Source organism: uncultured Ruminococcus sp. (assembly GCF_946415235.1).
In the GTDB taxonomy this organism is placed as follows: domain Bacteria; phylum Bacillota; class Clostridia; order Oscillospirales; family Ruminococcaceae; genus Ruminococcus.
The window spans coordinates 1-16,252 of sequence record NZ_CAMKRR010000063.1 but is presented as its reverse complement, the minus strand read 5'-3'; the positions used below and the strand labels follow the sequence as shown (position 1 = coordinate 16,252).

At 43.6% G+C, this 16,252-nt stretch carries 16 protein-coding genes and 1 pseudogene; 7 read left to right on the top strand and 10 right to left on the bottom strand.

The annotated features are described in order from the left end of the window. Positions 1 to 268 (bottom strand): hypothetical protein (locus tag Q0R37_RS10930; protein ID WP_294754391.1); only part of this gene is annotated, 268 nt, incomplete at its 3' end. A 150-nt stretch (positions 269 to 418) separates the two neighbouring features. Here Q0R37_RS10930 and Q0R37_RS10925 point away from each other — a divergent pair. Further along, positions 419 to 670 carry a hypothetical protein gene (locus Q0R37_RS10925; protein ID WP_294754389.1) on the top strand — a complete coding sequence of 84 codons (252 nt, stop codon included), beginning with the start codon at positions 419 to 421 and terminating at the stop codon, positions 668 to 670. A gap of 128 nt (positions 671 to 798) precedes the next feature. Here the strand turns inward: Q0R37_RS10925 and Q0R37_RS10920 are convergent, their stop codons facing one another. The 4 genes from Q0R37_RS10920 to Q0R37_RS10905 form a co-directional block, all read right to left on the bottom strand. Further along, positions 799 to 3,348, bottom strand: coding sequence for an ABC transporter permease (locus Q0R37_RS10920; RefSeq protein ID WP_294754387.1), 2,550 nt, complete (start codon positions 3,346 to 3,348; stop codon positions 799 to 801). Continuing rightward, the gene (locus Q0R37_RS10915) at positions 3,341 to 4,024 is read right to left on the bottom strand and encodes an ABC transporter ATP-binding protein (protein ID WP_294754385.1); all 684 of its coding nucleotides are present in this window, start codon (positions 4,022 to 4,024) and stop codon (positions 3,341 to 3,343) included. The genes Q0R37_RS10920 and Q0R37_RS10915 overlap by 8 nt, the downstream gene beginning before the upstream one ends. A gap of 102 nt (positions 4,025 to 4,126) precedes the next feature. After that, positions 4,127 to 4,963 carry a HAMP domain-containing sensor histidine kinase gene (locus Q0R37_RS10910; protein ID WP_294754384.1) on the bottom strand — a complete coding sequence of 279 codons (837 nt, stop codon included), beginning with the start codon at positions 4,961 to 4,963 and terminating at the stop codon, positions 4,127 to 4,129. Beyond that, positions 4,960 to 5,616, bottom strand: a complete 657-nt coding sequence (locus Q0R37_RS10905; RefSeq protein WP_294754382.1) for a response regulator transcription factor — start codon at positions 5,614 to 5,616, stop codon at positions 4,960 to 4,962. The genes Q0R37_RS10910 and Q0R37_RS10905 overlap by 4 nt, the downstream gene beginning before the upstream one ends. Before the next feature lie 26 nt (positions 5,617 to 5,642). Here Q0R37_RS10905 and Q0R37_RS10900 point away from each other — a divergent pair, with 26 nt between their 5' ends. Both Q0R37_RS10900 and Q0R37_RS10895 read left to right on the top strand, forming a co-directional pair. After that, a complete protein-coding gene (locus Q0R37_RS10900; protein ID WP_366517420.1) occupies positions 5,643 to 6,098 on the top strand; it encodes a transposase in 456 nt (151 codons plus the stop codon). A gap of 314 nt (positions 6,099 to 6,412) precedes the next feature. Then, positions 6,413 to 8,911, top strand: coding sequence for a CotH kinase family protein (locus tag Q0R37_RS10895; RefSeq protein WP_294754380.1), 2,499 nt, complete (start codon positions 6,413 to 6,415; stop codon positions 8,909 to 8,911). 274 nt (positions 8,912 to 9,185) lie between these two features. On the opposite strand, the gene Q0R37_RS10890 is transcribed toward Q0R37_RS10895, so the two are convergent. From Q0R37_RS10890 to Q0R37_RS10870, 5 genes are all read right to left on the bottom strand, one after another. Beyond that, positions 9,186 to 10,160: a class II glutamine amidotransferase gene (locus Q0R37_RS10890; protein WP_294754378.1), complete on the bottom strand. Its 975-nt coding sequence runs from the start codon at positions 10,158 to 10,160 to the stop codon at positions 9,186 to 9,188. A gap of 13 nt (positions 10,161 to 10,173) precedes the next feature. Beyond that, positions 10,174 to 10,341, bottom strand: coding sequence for a hypothetical protein (locus Q0R37_RS10885; RefSeq protein ID WP_294754376.1), 168 nt, complete (start codon positions 10,339 to 10,341; stop codon positions 10,174 to 10,176). Between the two features lie 11 nt (positions 10,342 to 10,352). Then, entirely contained in the window at positions 10,353 to 11,450 is a 1,098-nt protein-coding gene (locus Q0R37_RS10880; RefSeq protein ID WP_294754375.1) for an amidoligase family protein, read from the bottom strand. Positions 11,451 to 11,507: 57 nt separating this feature from the next. Next, positions 11,508 to 11,756 (bottom strand): hypothetical protein, encoded by a 249-nt coding sequence (locus tag Q0R37_RS10875; RefSeq protein ID WP_294754373.1) that lies wholly within the window; start codon positions 11,754 to 11,756, stop codon positions 11,508 to 11,510. Between the two features lie 63 nt (positions 11,757 to 11,819). Continuing rightward, on the bottom strand, positions 11,820 to 12,104 hold the full coding sequence (locus Q0R37_RS10870) for a DUF960 domain-containing protein (protein WP_294754371.1): 285 nt from the start codon (positions 12,102 to 12,104) through the stop codon (positions 11,820 to 11,822). Positions 12,105 to 12,459: 355 nt separating this feature from the next. Between Q0R37_RS10870 and Q0R37_RS10865 the strand changes: the two genes are divergently transcribed. From Q0R37_RS10865 to Q0R37_RS10850, 4 genes and pseudogenes are all read left to right on the top strand, one after another. Next, a complete protein-coding gene (locus tag Q0R37_RS10865; protein ID WP_294754370.1) occupies positions 12,460 to 13,386 on the top strand; it encodes a DUF1848 domain-containing protein in 927 nt (308 codons plus the stop codon). A 341-nt stretch (positions 13,387 to 13,727) separates the two neighbouring features. After that, the gene (locus Q0R37_RS10860; RefSeq protein WP_294754368.1) at positions 13,728 to 14,012 is read left to right on the top strand and encodes a hypothetical protein; all 285 of its coding nucleotides are present in this window, start codon (positions 13,728 to 13,730) and stop codon (positions 14,010 to 14,012) included. Next, positions 13,982 to 14,590 carry a relaxase/mobilization nuclease domain-containing protein gene (locus tag Q0R37_RS10855; protein ID WP_294754365.1) on the top strand — a complete coding sequence of 203 codons (609 nt, stop codon included), beginning with the start codon at positions 13,982 to 13,984 and terminating at the stop codon, positions 14,588 to 14,590. The genes Q0R37_RS10860 and Q0R37_RS10855 overlap by 31 nt, the downstream gene beginning before the upstream one ends. A 131-nt stretch (positions 14,591 to 14,721) precedes the next feature. Further along, a pseudogene (locus Q0R37_RS10850) lies at positions 14,722 to 15,600 on the top strand (N-6 DNA methylase); the annotation flags it as partial. Between the last annotated feature and the right edge of the window lie 652 nt (positions 15,601 to 16,252).

The following is a 16,252-nucleotide window of genomic DNA, read 5'->3' as shown; positions in this document are numbered from 1 at the left end:
AAGATAAAGGCGAGTACACATAAAGAACTATCTCAGGTTTTAATTGAAAGGTTGTGCAGAGTTTGGCTCTACACAGCCTTTCTTCTTTCATAATACTGCTTATCGAACCGCCGAAGCCTGTTGCTGTTCCCAAGCCTGAGCCGAAGCCGACACAGACAGTCACCGTACCGACAACACCACCGTCAGAACCCGGACACCTTATCTCTGATCTCATTCGCTCAAAAATGCAGGAAAAGGGCATCTCACAAGCGCCTACATCTACACCCACAATCACACCGCCGACTACTCCAAAGCCCGATACCGACAGGACAGTTATTACAGCGGAGGAATTTCTTGCATCGCTGTATGATAAGCCTGAAACTCCACCGCCTGCGCCTGAACCGACCGAGAGTAAAACACCAGAAAAGAAAGAAGATCCGTGGGCAGAAATCAGGGCATCAAGGGCAAACCGCCTAAGCTGGACGATTTGCAGGTGAAGTCCACCAAGCTGAAAAAGAAATACAACGATCTGGTGTCTGAGCATAATGCCTTTGTCACTAAGCGTGACACGGCGAAAAAGTACACCCGACAGATGCGTAACTACCTTCAAAACAAGGAACAGCAGGAGCGTAACAGGCAGTATCAGGAGAAGAAACGCAAACAGCAGATGAAGAAGGACAACCTTGAATGATGAACGCCTATTAAGCAATCACAAATGATAATCATAACTGCGGATTGCGGTTATAAAAGGAACGTATACATATAATACAACACAGGCGATCACTCCAAAAAGTGACAGCCTGCGTTGTATCGGCTTATTTAGTTTTCTCTCAGTCTGTCCACAACGCTTTCACGGCAGATCAACCGATAGGCAATATTCGGTATCACCGCCGATAACAAAAGCAATACTGTAACACAAATAAGTATCGGCATAAATGTTAACTGGTATGTGTAAAAGATCAGGTCTTCGGTTATGTTTTTCAAAATAACATTGTCAAGCAGGAAACCTATAATGAACGTGCCTGTCGCTGTCAGTGCAGCATAGTGAATGCTCTCCCACATGAGCATTTTCTTTAACTGACTGCTCGTCATGCCGACTGCGTTCATCATGGCAAGCTCTCTTTTTCGGGATATTATACCTGTCACTACCGCATTGACGAAGTTCAGTATCCCGATAAGTGCAAGGATACCCGAAAGCGTGCCGCCGACCAGCTTTATCATCTTTATAAGATCGCTGAACTCGTCCAGATAGGTCTGCTTGCTTTTTACTATGACCTGGGAATCACTTCTGTCTGTCATATAGCGTATCTGTGTGTCTACATCGTCAAAGCGGTTTTCATCGGCATTCATCATGACCGACATGGCATTGCGGTTATCGGTCATTTCAAGATACGCGCTTTCGGGTATGATGACCTGTCCGCCGAATAGGTAGTAGCTTTGCGTACAGATAGCATAAGGCATTTCGCAAAGTGCCATGACCTCAAAATCCTTTGATATATCCTCGTCCATGCCTTTCATTGAACTGAGGGTCAGCGTATCGCCGACAGAATAAAGCAGCTCGCCCTTTTCGTCCTCCGCATCGAGGTAATAGGTATTGACAATGGCATATTTCCCACTCTGCCATTTTGTCGGGTCGATCTTACCCTCTGTCGGTTCAAGCACGTTCAGCACATCGTCAGTGATGCCGTATATATCCGTAGGAATGGAGTTGTTCTCCTTTGCGTTCGCTAATGATCCATACTTGTCTGTATCGGCATATTGATCGCAGAGGGTTTTCAGCCTTACGAGCGGCTCATCATGAAATGAGAGCTTTCCACTCCGGAAGTATATCGGACTTACCTCTCTGACGCCGTCGATGGTATTCAGATATTCAAGCTGGTCGGGGGTTATCATTGCGTTTTGATCGCCGTTTCTCGAAACTTTATCGTGCATAATAACAAAGTCCCCGACGATGAGCGATCTTACGTATTTATCCATGTCGATACCTTTGAGCACCGTAAACAGCGTATTTACAAGCACCATACCCAGCGTCAGCGACAACACGACTATGACGGTCTTCTTTCTGCTGCGCAACATATTGTTTCTTGCAACCGAAAGAGAAGACACCTTTCTTGTCTTCTTTTCTCTTTTCTTTGTATGTATATTTGTTTCGTTGTATCTGAGTGCTTCAATCGGAGAAACGCTTCCCGCGATCCTGCAGGGCTTGCGGCAGCTTATCATAACTGTCAGAAAAGTAAAAGCCGCTGAAGCCAGACATATCATTGCGAGCAGCTTTGCGTTGATCGTATAGCTCGCCGTCGAGTAGACGATCATGGAAGCCGCAATAGCCTGAAACAGGAATTTGCCTGAAAATACGCCGATAATAAGCCCCAGCGGTATACCTGCCGCACAATATGCCACCGCCTGCGTTCTCACCATTCTCCGTATCTGTTTTGAGGTTGTGCCGATCGTTTTGAGCAGACCGTAGCTGCGGATATTTGCCGAGATATTGATATAGAAAACATTATATATGATAAGATAGCCTGCCGCAAAGATTACAAGTACCATCATGATACAGCCCATGATCATATCGCCGTCAACGCTGCTCGTGGTGTATGCCCAGTTGATGCCGACATCGGGTGCGTTTTCTCTGTTGTCATAAAGTCTGCTTATCAGAGCATCAGTCTTCCCCTCGATGTCCCAGCTGTTTGTATAGTTGAAATCCACCTGCCAGTAGCCTGCATAGACTGGGTGTTCCAGCGTGTTGAATCGCTCTGTCAGAGTAGGGGCATATTTGTCCGCAAAGGCTTTTGATACCCAACATTCCTGCGCCATTGCGACTTTTTCGCCTTTCCAGTATCCGCACAATTTGAATTCATGCTCCGATACTTCACCGTCCACATTCAGTATGATAGGTACGACCGTTCCCAATTCATGAGGAAGCCCCAGTGCATCAAGTACAAGCGTACTGACTGCTATTTCATCATAGCCTTCGGGGAGCCTTCCCGTCGTCGGATCGCAGAATTGAGAAATTGCCGTATCCTCATCGCCTGCATAATTGATCTCGACGGAAAAGTTCCTGAACTCGTTATTAACGGCATCGCCGACGATGATGCGGTACACGACGTCGCGTGTCGCGCTGTCACTGCGTACTTTTTCGTAATCTTCCGGCAGGACGAATTTCAGTCCCGCCATTCTGTCAACGCCGACCTGACGCATGGTTTCCTGCTGTGTGCCGTTTATCAGACTGCCGCCGATAGATGCCAGAGCCGTGAACAGGATACAGGTCAGAACGATAGAGAGTATGATCACGAAATTCATCTTGCGATTGGCTTTCAACTCACGGAACGAAAAGCGGTCAATGACCTTTCTGTTGTTAACCTTAGTCATTCGGCTCACCGCCCTTGATGATATGACCGTCCTCGATGCGGATAATTCTGTCAGTCATCTGTGCAATCGCTTCGTTATGGGTTATCATTACAATCGTCTGGCTGAATTTCTGTCCGGTGACTTTCAGCAGGCTGAGAACGTCTTGAGATGTCTTGCTGTCTAGGTTTCCGGTCGGCTCGTCCGCAAGGATGATCGCAGGCTTTGTGGCTAACGCTCTTGCAATAGCTGCACGCTGCTGCTGGCCGCCCGAAAGCTGATTCGGCAGACGATTCTGCATATCGGCAAGACCGAGTGTCCCGATCACCTCGTTCACAAATTTATCGTCAACGTCATTGCCGTCAAGCTGTATGGGGAACACGATGTTTTCATAAACATTCAGTGTCGGTACAAGGTTGAACGACTGGAACACAAAACCGATCTTGCGTCTGCGAAATATGGTAAGTGCTTCATCTTTCAACGTAAAAATGTCCTTACCTTCCACATACACCTTTCCTGATGTCGGTCTGTCAAGTCCGCCGAGCATATGCAGGAGCGTCGATTTACCGCTGCCTGATGTTCCGACGATCGCTGCAAATTCGCCCTGTCTGACGCTCAAATTTGCATTGTCGAGCGCCGTGACTTTGCTCTCACCCTCGCCGTAGATTTTGGTCAATGCTTCTGTTTTCAATACTTCCATTGTATCACCTCACAAAAAATGCAGTGAATTTCTTTCACTGCACTTATCATAGCATAAGATTCTTTCGAGAATCTGTCTGAAATCTAACAGTTTTGACAGAATTCATCTTGGCAGAAACATTTTGAATACCGAACCCTGTTCAGGTGTCGATTCCGCCGTAATATAGCCGCCTTGTCCTTCTATGATCTGACGGCTTAGATATAGACCGATACCCACGCCGTTCTGTTTCCTGACATTCTGACCACGGTAAAATCTCCTGAAAATGCACGGCAATTCCTCCGCCGGTATACCTATCCCCTGATCTGCAACGGAGACACAAGCGAACATTTCATAGGCATCGACTGTTATTTTTATCACGCTGTTTCGGGGAGAGTATTTCACCGCATTATCCAGAATATTAAAAAGTGCCTCCTGCGTCCATTTGATGTCAAATTTTGCGGTATAGCTTTCAGGGGAATAGCGTATCTGTATCTGCTTGCTGTCAGCTTTGGGAGTGACCTGTTCGATCACCGATTCAATCACTCTGTCAATGTTGTTTTCCAACGGTGCAAGCTGAAATGTACCGGTTTCCAGACGAGAGGTCTTCACAAGGGATCGTATCAGGAATTCGAGCTTTTCCGATTGCTGTCGAATCTCATCTACAAGCTGTCGGCTCTGTCTGTCAATGTCCTGCTCCTGCAAAAGCTGTGTGTACAGCAGAATATTGGAAAGCGGTGTCTTGGTCTGATGAGAAATATCTGAGACCAGTTCTTGCAGCTTTTCCCGTTCCTGCTCTGTTTTCTGTGCGGATAGCTTTGAAGAAGTAAGATATCGAAGCCATTTTGATTCCAACTTTGAGATCTGTGTCTCGTCATAGTCGGATTCTGAAAACGTCCCGTTTATGCCGTCCTCCAGCATTTTATCAAGACGGGCAAGCAGCTTTTTGTCCGTGAACATCATTTAACCCTCCACGCATATCCGATACCGTAAACGGTCTGAATATAGTCGACGGCGTTCAGTTTTTTGCGGAGTCTACCCACTGTTACGGACAACGCATTTTCGTCTACATAGTCTGCACCATCCGTCCATATCCGATCAACGAGAAGATCTCTTGTGAGCGTCTGCCCTTTGTTCTGTATCAGAAGCTTTAACAGCTTTTGTTCGGTTTTGCTAAGTTCAGCAGATGAGCCATCCACGGAGTACTCCATTTTATCAAAATCAAAATAGTAGGTATCATCGGTATAGACGTTATTTGCAGAGCTGTTGGCTTTTTTCAGTACCTTGTCGATCCTTGCACGAAGCACCATCAGGCTGAACGGCTTTGTGATGTAGTCGTCTGCACCAAGTTCCAGCCCCGTGACCTCATCAGTTTCGAGATCATTTGCCGTAAGAATGATAACAGGTACATCCGAATTCTGACGTAGCTTTCGCAGGAAATCAAAGCCGTTGCCGTCCGGAAGATTGATATCAAGAATAATGAGGTCGGTCGGTTCAGATGGCTGGAAATCACCAAGCCTGTAAAGCTGAAAGAATGTAATATCTTCCTGTTTCATTGCAAGGGCAATGCCGTTATTCAAACCTATATCGTCCTCAATAATTGTAATATGTTTCATAATGCTACCTCACTGGTAAGTGTTGTATTCATTTTAGCATATCTGGAAAGAAAAAGCAAGGGCAGATACCTCAAAAAAGAAGTATCTGCCTGCTCATAGCCTGCCTGTTTGTCTGTTATGAGATACTTCTTTATGAAGAATCACCGAACCGTGAAGGATACAAAGAATTCAAGAGTTGCCCAAATGTATGTGAAAACTGTCCGGATCTTGCAAAATGTACTAAAAGCAAAAATCATCAGAAAACAGTCTTGAAGCATATCTGGTCTGATTATATGAAGCAAACAGAAGATATCCGTCATACGACCGGAATGCGGGAACTCTATGACAAGAGAAAAGAAACGATCGAGCGCTGCTTCGCAGATGCCAAAGAAAAACATGGTATGCGTTACACACTCGTCAGAGGCCTCTCCCAAGTACGCAAATGGGTCAGGCTTAAGTTTGCTGCAATGAATATCAAAAAATTCGCTCTCCACGTTGCTTGATGGAGAGCGTTTTCGTTGATATCTGTCACGATTTTGGGGTTTATTGACAAGCTGAAAGCTCCGCAATGCGGAGCTTTTTTCGTTTATCATGTGCTTTTTTATTTGCCGATTACAAATCTGTAATTTTCTGCTTTGGGGAGAAAAAATATGCTATAATGACCATGTCATTAGAAAAAAGGACGTAAATGCTTCAAACAAAACATAAAACAGAAGCAAATATATCTGCATAGGGGGATTGATGATATGTTGTAGCAATGGTTTTTCTGAAATGCACAGATAAAAGAAACGGCTAAATTTAAAAGGAGGAATTGAAATTGTCTAATCGAAGAATACTCAAAAAAATGCTCAGCTTTACCACAGCAGCTCTTACCTGTACAAATCTGATGTTCGCAGGTAATTGCGGTCAGCTCTTTTCACAGGAAGGTCTTACAGTATTTGCAGCAGAAACAGAAAAAACTGAGATAAGTATCGACAAAACATATTTAAAGGTCGGAGAGACTCTGAAGATCAATAATCCGACAGGAAGCATGATAAGATGCCTTGCGGACGGCAGCGAGGTCGATCCTGAGAGCTTTGTCCTTACAGAAGAATTCTATGAGAAGTGGATAGAAGTTCAGGAATTTGACGGTGAAGGATACGAAACAGTGGACAAGGTATACTTCAGCAAGCTTCCCGTTATTTATATCAATACAGATGACGGTCAGGTCCCTGCATTTAAAAAGGACGCCAAGTGCGCCGAAATGTTCATACAAAACAACGAAGAAACAGCAGAGCCGATTTACAACGGCAAAATGACTATGCAAGGCCGCGGCAATACTACATGGGGTTGGGAAAAGAAGCCATATAAGATAAAGCTCGATAAAAAGACCGACTTTTACGGTATGGGTAAGAGCAAAAAATGGTGCCTGCTTGCAAATTATCAGGACGAAAGCCTTCTGAGAAATACGAGTGCTTCAAAGCTTTCCAAGGAGCTCGGTCTCACCACTATGGAGACAGTCTGGACAGATGTAGTCATAAACGGTGAATACGTCGGAAACTATCAGCTCTGCGAGCAGGTAGGCATTGAAGAAGCAAGAGTAGATATATTTGACTGGGAGGGCGAAGCTAAGGACGCCGCTTCTGCTATCGCTAAAAAGGAAAAGATAAAGGGTGACAAAAAAGACGAGCTTACAGATATGATGACAGAGGATATGTCATGGATAAAAGAAGGCGGTACAGTTACTTTTGACGGAAAAGAATATCTGGTATCGGACTATTATGACTTTGAAAGCGACATTTCAGGCGGTTACCTTTTTGAGTCCTCTGAGGAATACGACGAGGAATCAAAATTCATGACAGATTCGGGACTTAAAGTAATGCTCAAATCCCCCGAATTTCTTGCTTCAAACGACGCAATGATGAGCTATGTGCAGGATTACTGGCAGAATTTTGAAAACGCCTATCGTTCCGAGGACGGATATACCGAGATAGACGGCAAGATGACTCATTACACCGAGCTTGCTGATTTTGATTCAATGGTATCCTACTGGCTGCTTATGGAGATAATGGGAAATGACGATTCGCGCTACAAGAGCAGATATATCTATAAACCGCATGATTCTCTCCTTAAATTCGGTCCTCCATGGGACTTTGACACAGGCGCAGGTTCAATAATCGTAAGTCAGGAAATAAGCAGTGAGGCAACAGGCTGGAAGGTATCACAGTTTGAAAATCCGCAGAATTTCTACAGAGAGTTCCTTGATGATCCGCTGTTTATTTCGGCAGCAACAGACAGATACTGGCAGATAAGACCTTACCTTGAAGACGTTATAAAGGAAAATGGCACACTTGAAAGAGACAGCGAATATCTTTACGAATCGGGTATTGCTGACAGTGCGCTCTGGGACAGAAATAATCAGTGGCCCGGTTACGGCAGAGGCTATATAGCCGACAGAGACTTATTCATATCGTATATGCGCGAAAGGATAGCGTGGCTTGACGAGCAGTTCAGCTCGGATGACGCATTGCTCGCAAGCACATATAACGAAAACAGCGCTTCACCGTATATCAGATCAGATGCAGTGAACATCTCGACACCAAACGCTGTTGATGATACGATATCAGTCAGCGCTCCTGCCGATGCTGTTATCAAGCCTGAAAAAGATCTTATCATGCAGATAACCGTAAATGATCCGCAGACAACAAGTCTGAAAGTATACGTAAACGGTTTGTACTATGATACTTTTGCACTTTCAGACGGTTCTATAAGATTTGAGCTTCCTTCCGATAAGTTAAGTCAGGCAGCAGAAAAGAAAAACGTGATATCCTTTATCGGAAGAGACAAGGATAATAATACTACAGTGAGAAATTTCACTACTGTAAAACAAAGCGAATACGCTGCTGAACCCGTTCCTGAATTCAAGTCGCAGAGCATTGTTCTGAGCAGACAGATCAGTTTTAATTTCTACCTTGACCTTACTTCTCTTACAGAAGAAGAAAAGAATAACAGCTATATGGAATTCAATATCAATGGCAAAACATACACAGATGCCTTTGACGCTGATTTTATGAGCTGTGACGGAAAATATTATGGCTTTACCTGTTCTCCCGATTCATTTGCAATATCCAACAGGATAACTGCGGTATATCATTACGGGGACAATAAGACCATAACAAATACGTTCTCGGTTTCCGATTATATAAATACGATAATAAGGAATACATATAACAGGTATAATGAGAGAATAATCGCTGTTATCCGTTCATTGCTCGGTTTAAGGAACTATTTCTGTCCGCCGCGCCAGAATAATAGTATTTTCAGAACATGGTACTAAAATGATGTAAATAGATGGAGCCGCTTTTGCGGCTCCATCTATTCTTTATGCAAAAATTCCGTCGGTCGGTTCACTATTACTCCTTGTGCTTAATTAAGCTACAACTATCTTCTTCATACCCGGGCATAACCGTAGATTCTGTTATCCATATTACCTCCAATTTGTCCATAAATGTGGTTGTTACTTTGTGGACGTCCACAAAGTCAAAACAGGACTTTTATGTACACTTTTGGACTTGTTTTCGAGATGTGTTTTAAAGTATACATTTTGAGACTCATAATGCGCCACAGTAGCTCTCGTAGACATCCTCACCGCACATGAACTTCACATCCCTGAGCGCTGAGTTGAGCAGATCATGGTCTGCAAGCATCTCTTCAATTTCATCGCAGGTGTAGCCATATTCCAGTAAAAGTTCTACATCTGAACTTTCCACTCCGTAGCAGCCGCAGTATGCAAGCAGCAGTTCCTCATGTACGCTGAACATCTCATCTTCCCAGTCATGCCAGCCACCGTATCTGGAGTGGAATAATCTCGGCTCGAACTCCGCTCTCTCGATAACGCCGGTCTTGTTGATGCGCAGAATATCGCCCTCATCAGTCTGGACACGTTCGTATGCGAATTTATGAAGTCCCACACGCTTCAAGGCATTCTTCATTATCGACTCTGTGGAAGCATAGACGTATAGTCCAAATGCAGAAAAGTGGAGCAGGCACATGGGGTTTGAACCCTTAATGATATACAGGTTGTTGTTTTGATCCAGAACGGAGAAAGTGAAGTTGCCCTCCACTGTTTCCGCCATATCTTTGAGTGACTCAAAGTCCAGCTTATCACACTGCTGGAGGAGCTGTACTGCAATGTAGCTGTCAGTCTCAATGTGAGTATCGGGAAGCTGTTTCTCCTTCCTCAACTCCTTATCATTCCACAACACTCCATTATGAGCGAAAGCAAAAGAAGTTTCCCCGGCAACACCGGGGAAGGGGTGGTTGTTGTAATTGTGCTTTTCGTCGCCCTGAGTGGTCATACGGGTATGTCCCATGACCGCCACAGTTCTCTCAGGTATGCTGAAATGCAGCTTGTGTGCAGGCTTCGGACGCTTGAAAATCACTACATCCTTGCCGTGAACGTAGCTGATACCGGCAGCGTCCGTTCCTCTCTCCTCAGCAGCGTTTGCAAGAGCCTGTGTGAGCTTGCGTAAAACTTTATGAGGGATAATGCCCTGATAATCGAGCCAACCAAACAGTGAACACATATTTCATTCCTCCTTATTTTTCGATAGTATCTTCATGTTTGTTTATGAACTCCTCCAGCTTTGAAAGAGCGTAGCTGCCGACTATTACGGCAACATACTTCAGTATTTCAAGCAAGGGATTGTTTTTCAGAAACGGCGAAGGAGCTCGCCGTATCCTTCTAATCATCGTATTTTTTTTCATTTTTGACCTCCTCAGATATCATAACTGGTGTTGACTGCATCGTTGACATACAGCTGCCGTTCTTTCAGGTACTGTATCAGCTCAGGTTCAGTGATACCTGCAACAAAGTCGCTCCACGATATTTTAGCAATACCGTCATCTGAGCTGTATACTGCCACATCACATATCATGTTCACCAACTGGAGAGCAGCAATAAAGGTATTGTATTTGAGTGTACCACGAAACATTCTGAACTCTATCGTTGCGTAGTTCATAAGATTGACAGCAGCATACCTGCCGTTGTTTCCCTTCTTGGCTTTGTCAAGGATTGCCTTCGGTGAATGCTCATATCCGTAACGAGCTGCCCAGCGATTCATACTGTACTCAGAACGACGAGAGAATTTCAGAAGTTCGTTCCAGTGATGCTCCACGAAGTAAAGTATTCTGCTGATAACCTCATCCTGCTCCTCCCGTGTCTCTCCAAGGCTCTCTCTGTTGACATGGATATGAAGTCCGCAGGTTGAAGTCTGATGCGAACGATATCCCAGTGATATAGCCTTTTTCATTATCTCGTCCCACTGGAATTGCTTGTGATATTCAAGACTTGCGGGGTGGCTTACAAGCTCCATACCGTCATCAAGAGATCCGTCCCCCTTTATGTAGATATGCTCATTTTCCTTGTTTGCAATTGAAAGTATCTCATCAGCGTTATCACTGTCCTTTCCTGCTCCGTCAATTTCAAGCTCTACGCCGAAATATCGTGAACTATCTCCATAGAAAATAGGTTCAGGCTTGTAGCCATAATCATGGATACTATGAGATTTATCGACCTCATCGTGGTAGCATTCGGAGCAGTAGTCATATCCGTCAAGGTGATAGGCATCATCTTCATGAAGAAGCGCATCACAGCAGGAGCAGCGAGTATAGTGATTTTCATAACAGTGACGGCAGAGTGTGTTATACTCGTCGCCGTAACTATCGTCAGTCCAGATAGTGCTGCCGCACCTTTCGCAAGTCGTGGTGTGATGCTCATAACAATCTGTGCAGACAATCTCACCATTCACCTCTTCGTAGTCGTCGTCCTCGATAAGTGCTCCGCAGTGAGAGCAGTAAAGTTTGTTTTCTTCCATTTTTAGACCTCCATAAAATAGTGAAGCCGTTCCGAAGGACGGCTGTTTGGTTTATGTTCATTTGTAGCCGCCGATTAACCCGACAGCTATTCTTGCTCCAAGTTTCAGACCGGAGCGAACTCCTGCATTGAACGAAGCAGACGTCAGACCTGCTGCAATATCGTCAAGTTCTGCGGACTGTTCAGCTGACAGACCTTCTGAGAATTCGTGTAACAGTGCCGTTGATTTCAGATAATTGCTATCATTACAGAGCTGGGAATCCAGCGTCAGAGCAAACTTCTCCGCAAGCTCGTCAAGTATATCCATAGTGATCACCTACAGAAAACAGTTATAACAGAAAAGCCGCTCCCGAAGGAGCGGTATAAATGTTCAGTATTCACTTGCAAGCAACATGGTGCTGTGGTCGCCATCGTCGATTATGTATAGTTTTTCCGTGATAGGACTATCAGATGGGAGCAGGTATACTCTGTGATATTCCGGTTCTTCTGACCTGTGAGTTATAGACTGCATACAGCCGACCTGCTCTAAATCGAACACCTGCAAATAGTCCTTCGGAGCAGGCATACGCTCTACGCATTCCCACAGAAACAGCTGGATTTCAAGCGGTATAGTGCTGTCAACTCCGCAGGTCAGATAGCGGTTGTTGTCTGGCATTTTTTGATCCTCCTTTACATTATTCTCGAATACCTGTGCTATGTATTCATATTAATAATATATATATGAAAAATCAAAAAAACCGGAAATACAGCCGATCACGTCCAAAAGTTTTTTTTGAAATAATCGATTACATAGTAATCATATATATATGAAATTTTGAAATTCTCGGAAAAGCCTTGAATCTGGCTGTTAAGTGCTTGAATAATAGAGGAATTTATGGTATGATTGCGTATAGAAGATTAAATCATTCATGCTTCGGCATTATTGTTCCGCCCATAATGGGCGGCTAAGCGGTATAAAACAAAAAAGCAGTGATATTTTAATACCACTGCCTGAGAAAAGAGAAAGAAAAATGATAATAAACACAGGTATGCGGACTGATATCCCCGCATTTTACTCTGACTGGTTCATGAACAGGATACGCGAAGGCTATGTGCTTGTGCGAAATCCATATCGTCAGGACTGGATTACACGATATGAGCTTGATCCTGATGTCGTGGACTGTATAGCTTTCTGTACTAAGAACCCTGCTCCGATGCTGAAGCATATTGACGAGCTGAAACGCTTTCATCAATACTGGTTCGTTACCATAACTCCCTACGGAAAGGACATTGAACCAAATGTTCCAGAGAAGGAGCGGGTCATGCAGGACTTTATAACATTGTCTAAGGCTGTCGGAGTCAACTGTATCGGCTGGAGATACGATCCGATATTCATCGACGGTACATATACTCTGGAACGCCACATATCAGACTTCGAGACAATGTGCAGAACTCTTTCTGGTTATACAGAAGTGTGTGTTATCAGTTTTATTGATCTCTATGAGAAAGTCATTCGTAACTTCCCACAGGCAAAAACAGTAACTCCACAGGAGCGTATGGCAATTGGAAAGGCTTACGCAGAAATCGGCCAGCGTTATGGTATAACGATAAAAGCTTGTGCTGAGGGAAAGGACCTTACACCATACGGCGTTGACTGCAACGGCTGCATGACTCAGGAGACTTTTGAAGCGGCAATCGGTTGTTTTCTTGATATCCCGAAAAAGAAATCGCAGCGAGCGGAATGCAACTGCGTACTTGGTACTGATATCAGCGCTTATGATACCTGCGCTCATCTCTGCCATTACTGCTACGCTAATTCCAACAGAGAGAACGTAAGACGGAATATTCGTCTGCATGATCCTAACTCTCCGTTCCTTGTCGGAACGCTCCATGAAGGTGAAACTATCCACCCAGCAGAGCAGTTCAGCTGGATCAATAATCAGCTTTCGTTTTTCTGAATATGCTTCTATCCTCTCGATTGTTCGGGAGGGTATTTTTTTCTGAATTTATACTATGCAGTAAGAATGTATGACAAATGTACTTTATTACCTGCAATTATTTTATTTTATTTATTCTAAATAATCTAATTATTATAAATAATATATTTAATATAATTTATATATAAATATATTTATTTGCATACGCACACACGTGTGCATGTACGCATACGCGTATTTAATATATTATATAAACCAGAATAACAAGATCAAGAAGAACCAAACCTGTTGTGTAGTAGATTTCGATACTTCTTAACCATTTGACATCATTCTTGAATTTAAATTAACTGGAGGTTAAACTCATGAAAAATGGAACAAGTCCAAAGACTCTGAGGATTCCGAACGATACGATCGCAGATATCGAGCGAGTTGCTAAGGAGAAGAAAATTACATTCTCGAAAGAAGCCATTCACAGGCTTCAAAACAAGAATAGTGATGATAAAAATTTTCCGTTACTACTTGCTAAAACGCAAACTATCATCAACCTCAGCATAGAAGGTGCAGAAACCGGAAACGTTGAAATGGTCAATAAAGCTAAGGAGGAAGTAAAAAAGTTATGGGAAAGAAAATTGATATCATCAAAGTAATCACTCACGCAGATGGCGGTGAGGATTATGTTAAGAATGCTACAAAGTATCCATCGAACGAATACTGCGTTGGATTGAGAGGATATGGTGTGGACTGTTATGATCCGGAAACAGCAAAGGAACAGTTTGAGTCTTTGGCTAAATATCACGGAAATGACGGTAAGAATCAGTTTATTCACTTCATGATGTCTTTCCTGAGAGAGACAGCTCCTGATGCTGAAACGTCAATGGAGATAATCGATCAGGTCATGGAACCACTCAAAGAAGAACATCAGATTCTTATAGGAAATCACAAAAAGCACACAGAAAGTTCTGATTATCATGGACATGCTTTTGTGGGTACAACAAACCTTGAAACTGGTAAAATGCTTCATCCAACTAACAAACTCAACTACGCTATTGCTCAGGGAATGGCTGATGTCCTACAGAAGCCGGTTGAACTCGTTATCGAAAAAAAGAATAAGATTCTTGAGTATGAATATTCTCAAATTCAGACAGGGACATCTGGCAAAGGTTATAACAACAAAAACAAAGACTTCAAGAGAGTCTTCTATCCTCATAAAAACGAGAATGATTAAGAATGAATTAGCTTAATCAGATATGAACACACAGTATCGTACAACCAGTAATCAGAACAGCTTGCTTTCTAACGCTTAAATTCCGGCCTTTGTGCCGGAAGAGCTGTTCTGATATATTTTAAACATAATTAATGATAACAGGCGTCATTAAGAATAAAATAGATAAGATATGGACCGATATTTGGGCGGGCGGTATCACAAATCCGCTCACCGTTATAGAGCAGCTCACATACCTTATGTTCATACGCTCCCTTGACGAAAAGGAGCTTGAAAACGAAGAATTCGCTAATCTGACAGGCGAAACTGCCGACCTTATATTTCCACAGTCGGAGATAGGTCAGGCTATGCGATGGAGCAAGTTCAAGGACAGAGACTCCCGCGAGATATTCGACCTCATTTCCCAGCGTGTATTCCCTGCGGTGAAAAAGATGAAGTACGGCAAGCTCCCTGACTTCGATGACAGGGGCGAGCTTATCGAGATACCCGACCGTGGCAACGAGGAGCAGGTTCAGACCGCTTTCTCGCGCTATATGGACAGCGCTGTGTTCGTTATCCCCAATCCGCAGGTCCTCCAGAAGATAATCACAGGTCTGGACGACCTCTATGAGCACGACATCGCTGACCTCGATATGCAGGGTGACCTCTATGAGTATATGCTGGGCAAGCTCAGCACAGCAGGTCAGAACGGTCAGTTCCGTACTCCCAAACATATCCGTGAGATGATGGTGGAGCTTGTCGCTCCTACTCCCGATGACCTTATATGCGATCCTGCCTGCGGAAGCGGCGGTATGTTCATCCAATGCGGTGACTTCGTAAACGCAGCAGGTATGCACGCTAACAGTGCCATGACCTTCTACGAACAGGAAAAAGTTGAGTACACCGCTCAGCTCTGTCTTATGAATATGGCTGTACATGGTCTGACAGGCGTTTTCAAGTCGGGCGACGCGGCAAACACTTTCTACCATGACGCACACAGCCTCAACGGCAAGTGCGATTACGTCATGGCGAATGTCTGACTATTTTCGTTCCTAATGATAACGAAGAAGAATGATTCTTTAGAATTGTAATCTGAGAGAATTATGTGAATACGTTGAACGCATCACTGGAGTTGGATGCCGTTACTTCTTCGCTGGGTATGCATCTACCTATGTTGTGTGATATTCAATAGATGCTGATTATTATTTCTATCATTCAAATGGCAGCCGTGAACTGTATGTTTTCCTCCCCGTAATGGGGAGGACGGCTGTTGGTCTACTACGTATTAGTTTGCTGCCAATGCTGACCGATATAAGGATTATCATCGGCTTCTTCCAAATCAATAACTATATAGTTGAATTGACGGCAAGAGAAATGATAAGTAAACATATATAAATAATACAACAAGTTTGAGCTTTCACGTAAATTACTTTCATTGAATTTGGCATATTGTTTTAACCTGACTGCTATGGTATAATGTTTTAAACAGCATTTCAGATGCGCAGCAACAAATTTTGCTATAAATCGATTTAACATCCGTTGAAATTGAGATAGTTACATGGAAGAAGATGATATCATAGATCATATCACAACGCTTTTTGTTATCGATGATAACAGTTTTTATTACACGATTGATCTTAAAGATTATATATAACAAAAGGAGAATTGTAAATGAACACAAAACCC

Bases quoted from the DNA above. Each gene is read 5' to 3' on its own strand.
- Q0R37_RS10920 (WP_294754387.1), bottom strand. From the start codon at position 3,348: ATGACTAAGGTTAACAACAGAAAGGTCATTGACCGCTTTTCGTTCCGT.
- Q0R37_RS10915 (WP_294754385.1), bottom strand. From the start codon at position 4,024: ATGGAAGTATTGAAAACAGAAGCATTGACCAAAATCTACGGCGAGGGT.
- Q0R37_RS10910 (WP_294754384.1), bottom strand. From the start codon at position 4,963: ATGATGTTCACGGACAAAAAGCTGCTTGCCCGTCTTGATAAAATGCTG.
- Q0R37_RS10905 (WP_294754382.1), bottom strand. From the start codon at position 5,616: ATGAAACATATTACAATTATTGAGGACGATATAGGTTTGAATAACGGC.
- Q0R37_RS10890 (WP_294754378.1), bottom strand. From the start codon at position 10,160: ATGTGTTCACTGTTTGGTTGGCTCGATTATCAGGGCATTATCCCTCAT.
- Q0R37_RS10885 (WP_294754376.1), bottom strand. From the start codon at position 10,341: ATGAAAAAAAATACGATGATTAGAAGGATACGGCGAGCTCCTTCGCCG.
- Q0R37_RS10880 (WP_294754375.1), bottom strand. From the start codon at position 11,450: ATGGAAGAAAACAAACTTTACTGCTCTCACTGCGGAGCACTTATCGAG.
- Q0R37_RS10875 (WP_294754373.1), bottom strand. From the start codon at position 11,756: ATGGATATACTTGACGAGCTTGCGGAGAAGTTTGCTCTGACGCTGGAT.
- Q0R37_RS10870 (WP_294754371.1), bottom strand. From the start codon at position 12,104: ATGCCAGACAACAACCGCTATCTGACCTGCGGAGTTGACAGCACTATA.
- Q0R37_RS10865 (WP_294754370.1), top strand. From the start codon at position 12,460: ATGATAATAAACACAGGTATGCGGACTGATATCCCCGCATTTTACTCT.
- Q0R37_RS10860 (WP_294754368.1), top strand. From the start codon at position 13,728: ATGAAAAATGGAACAAGTCCAAAGACTCTGAGGATTCCGAACGATACG.
- Q0R37_RS10855 (WP_294754365.1), top strand. From the start codon at position 13,982: ATGGGAAAGAAAATTGATATCATCAAAGTAATCACTCACGCAGATGGC.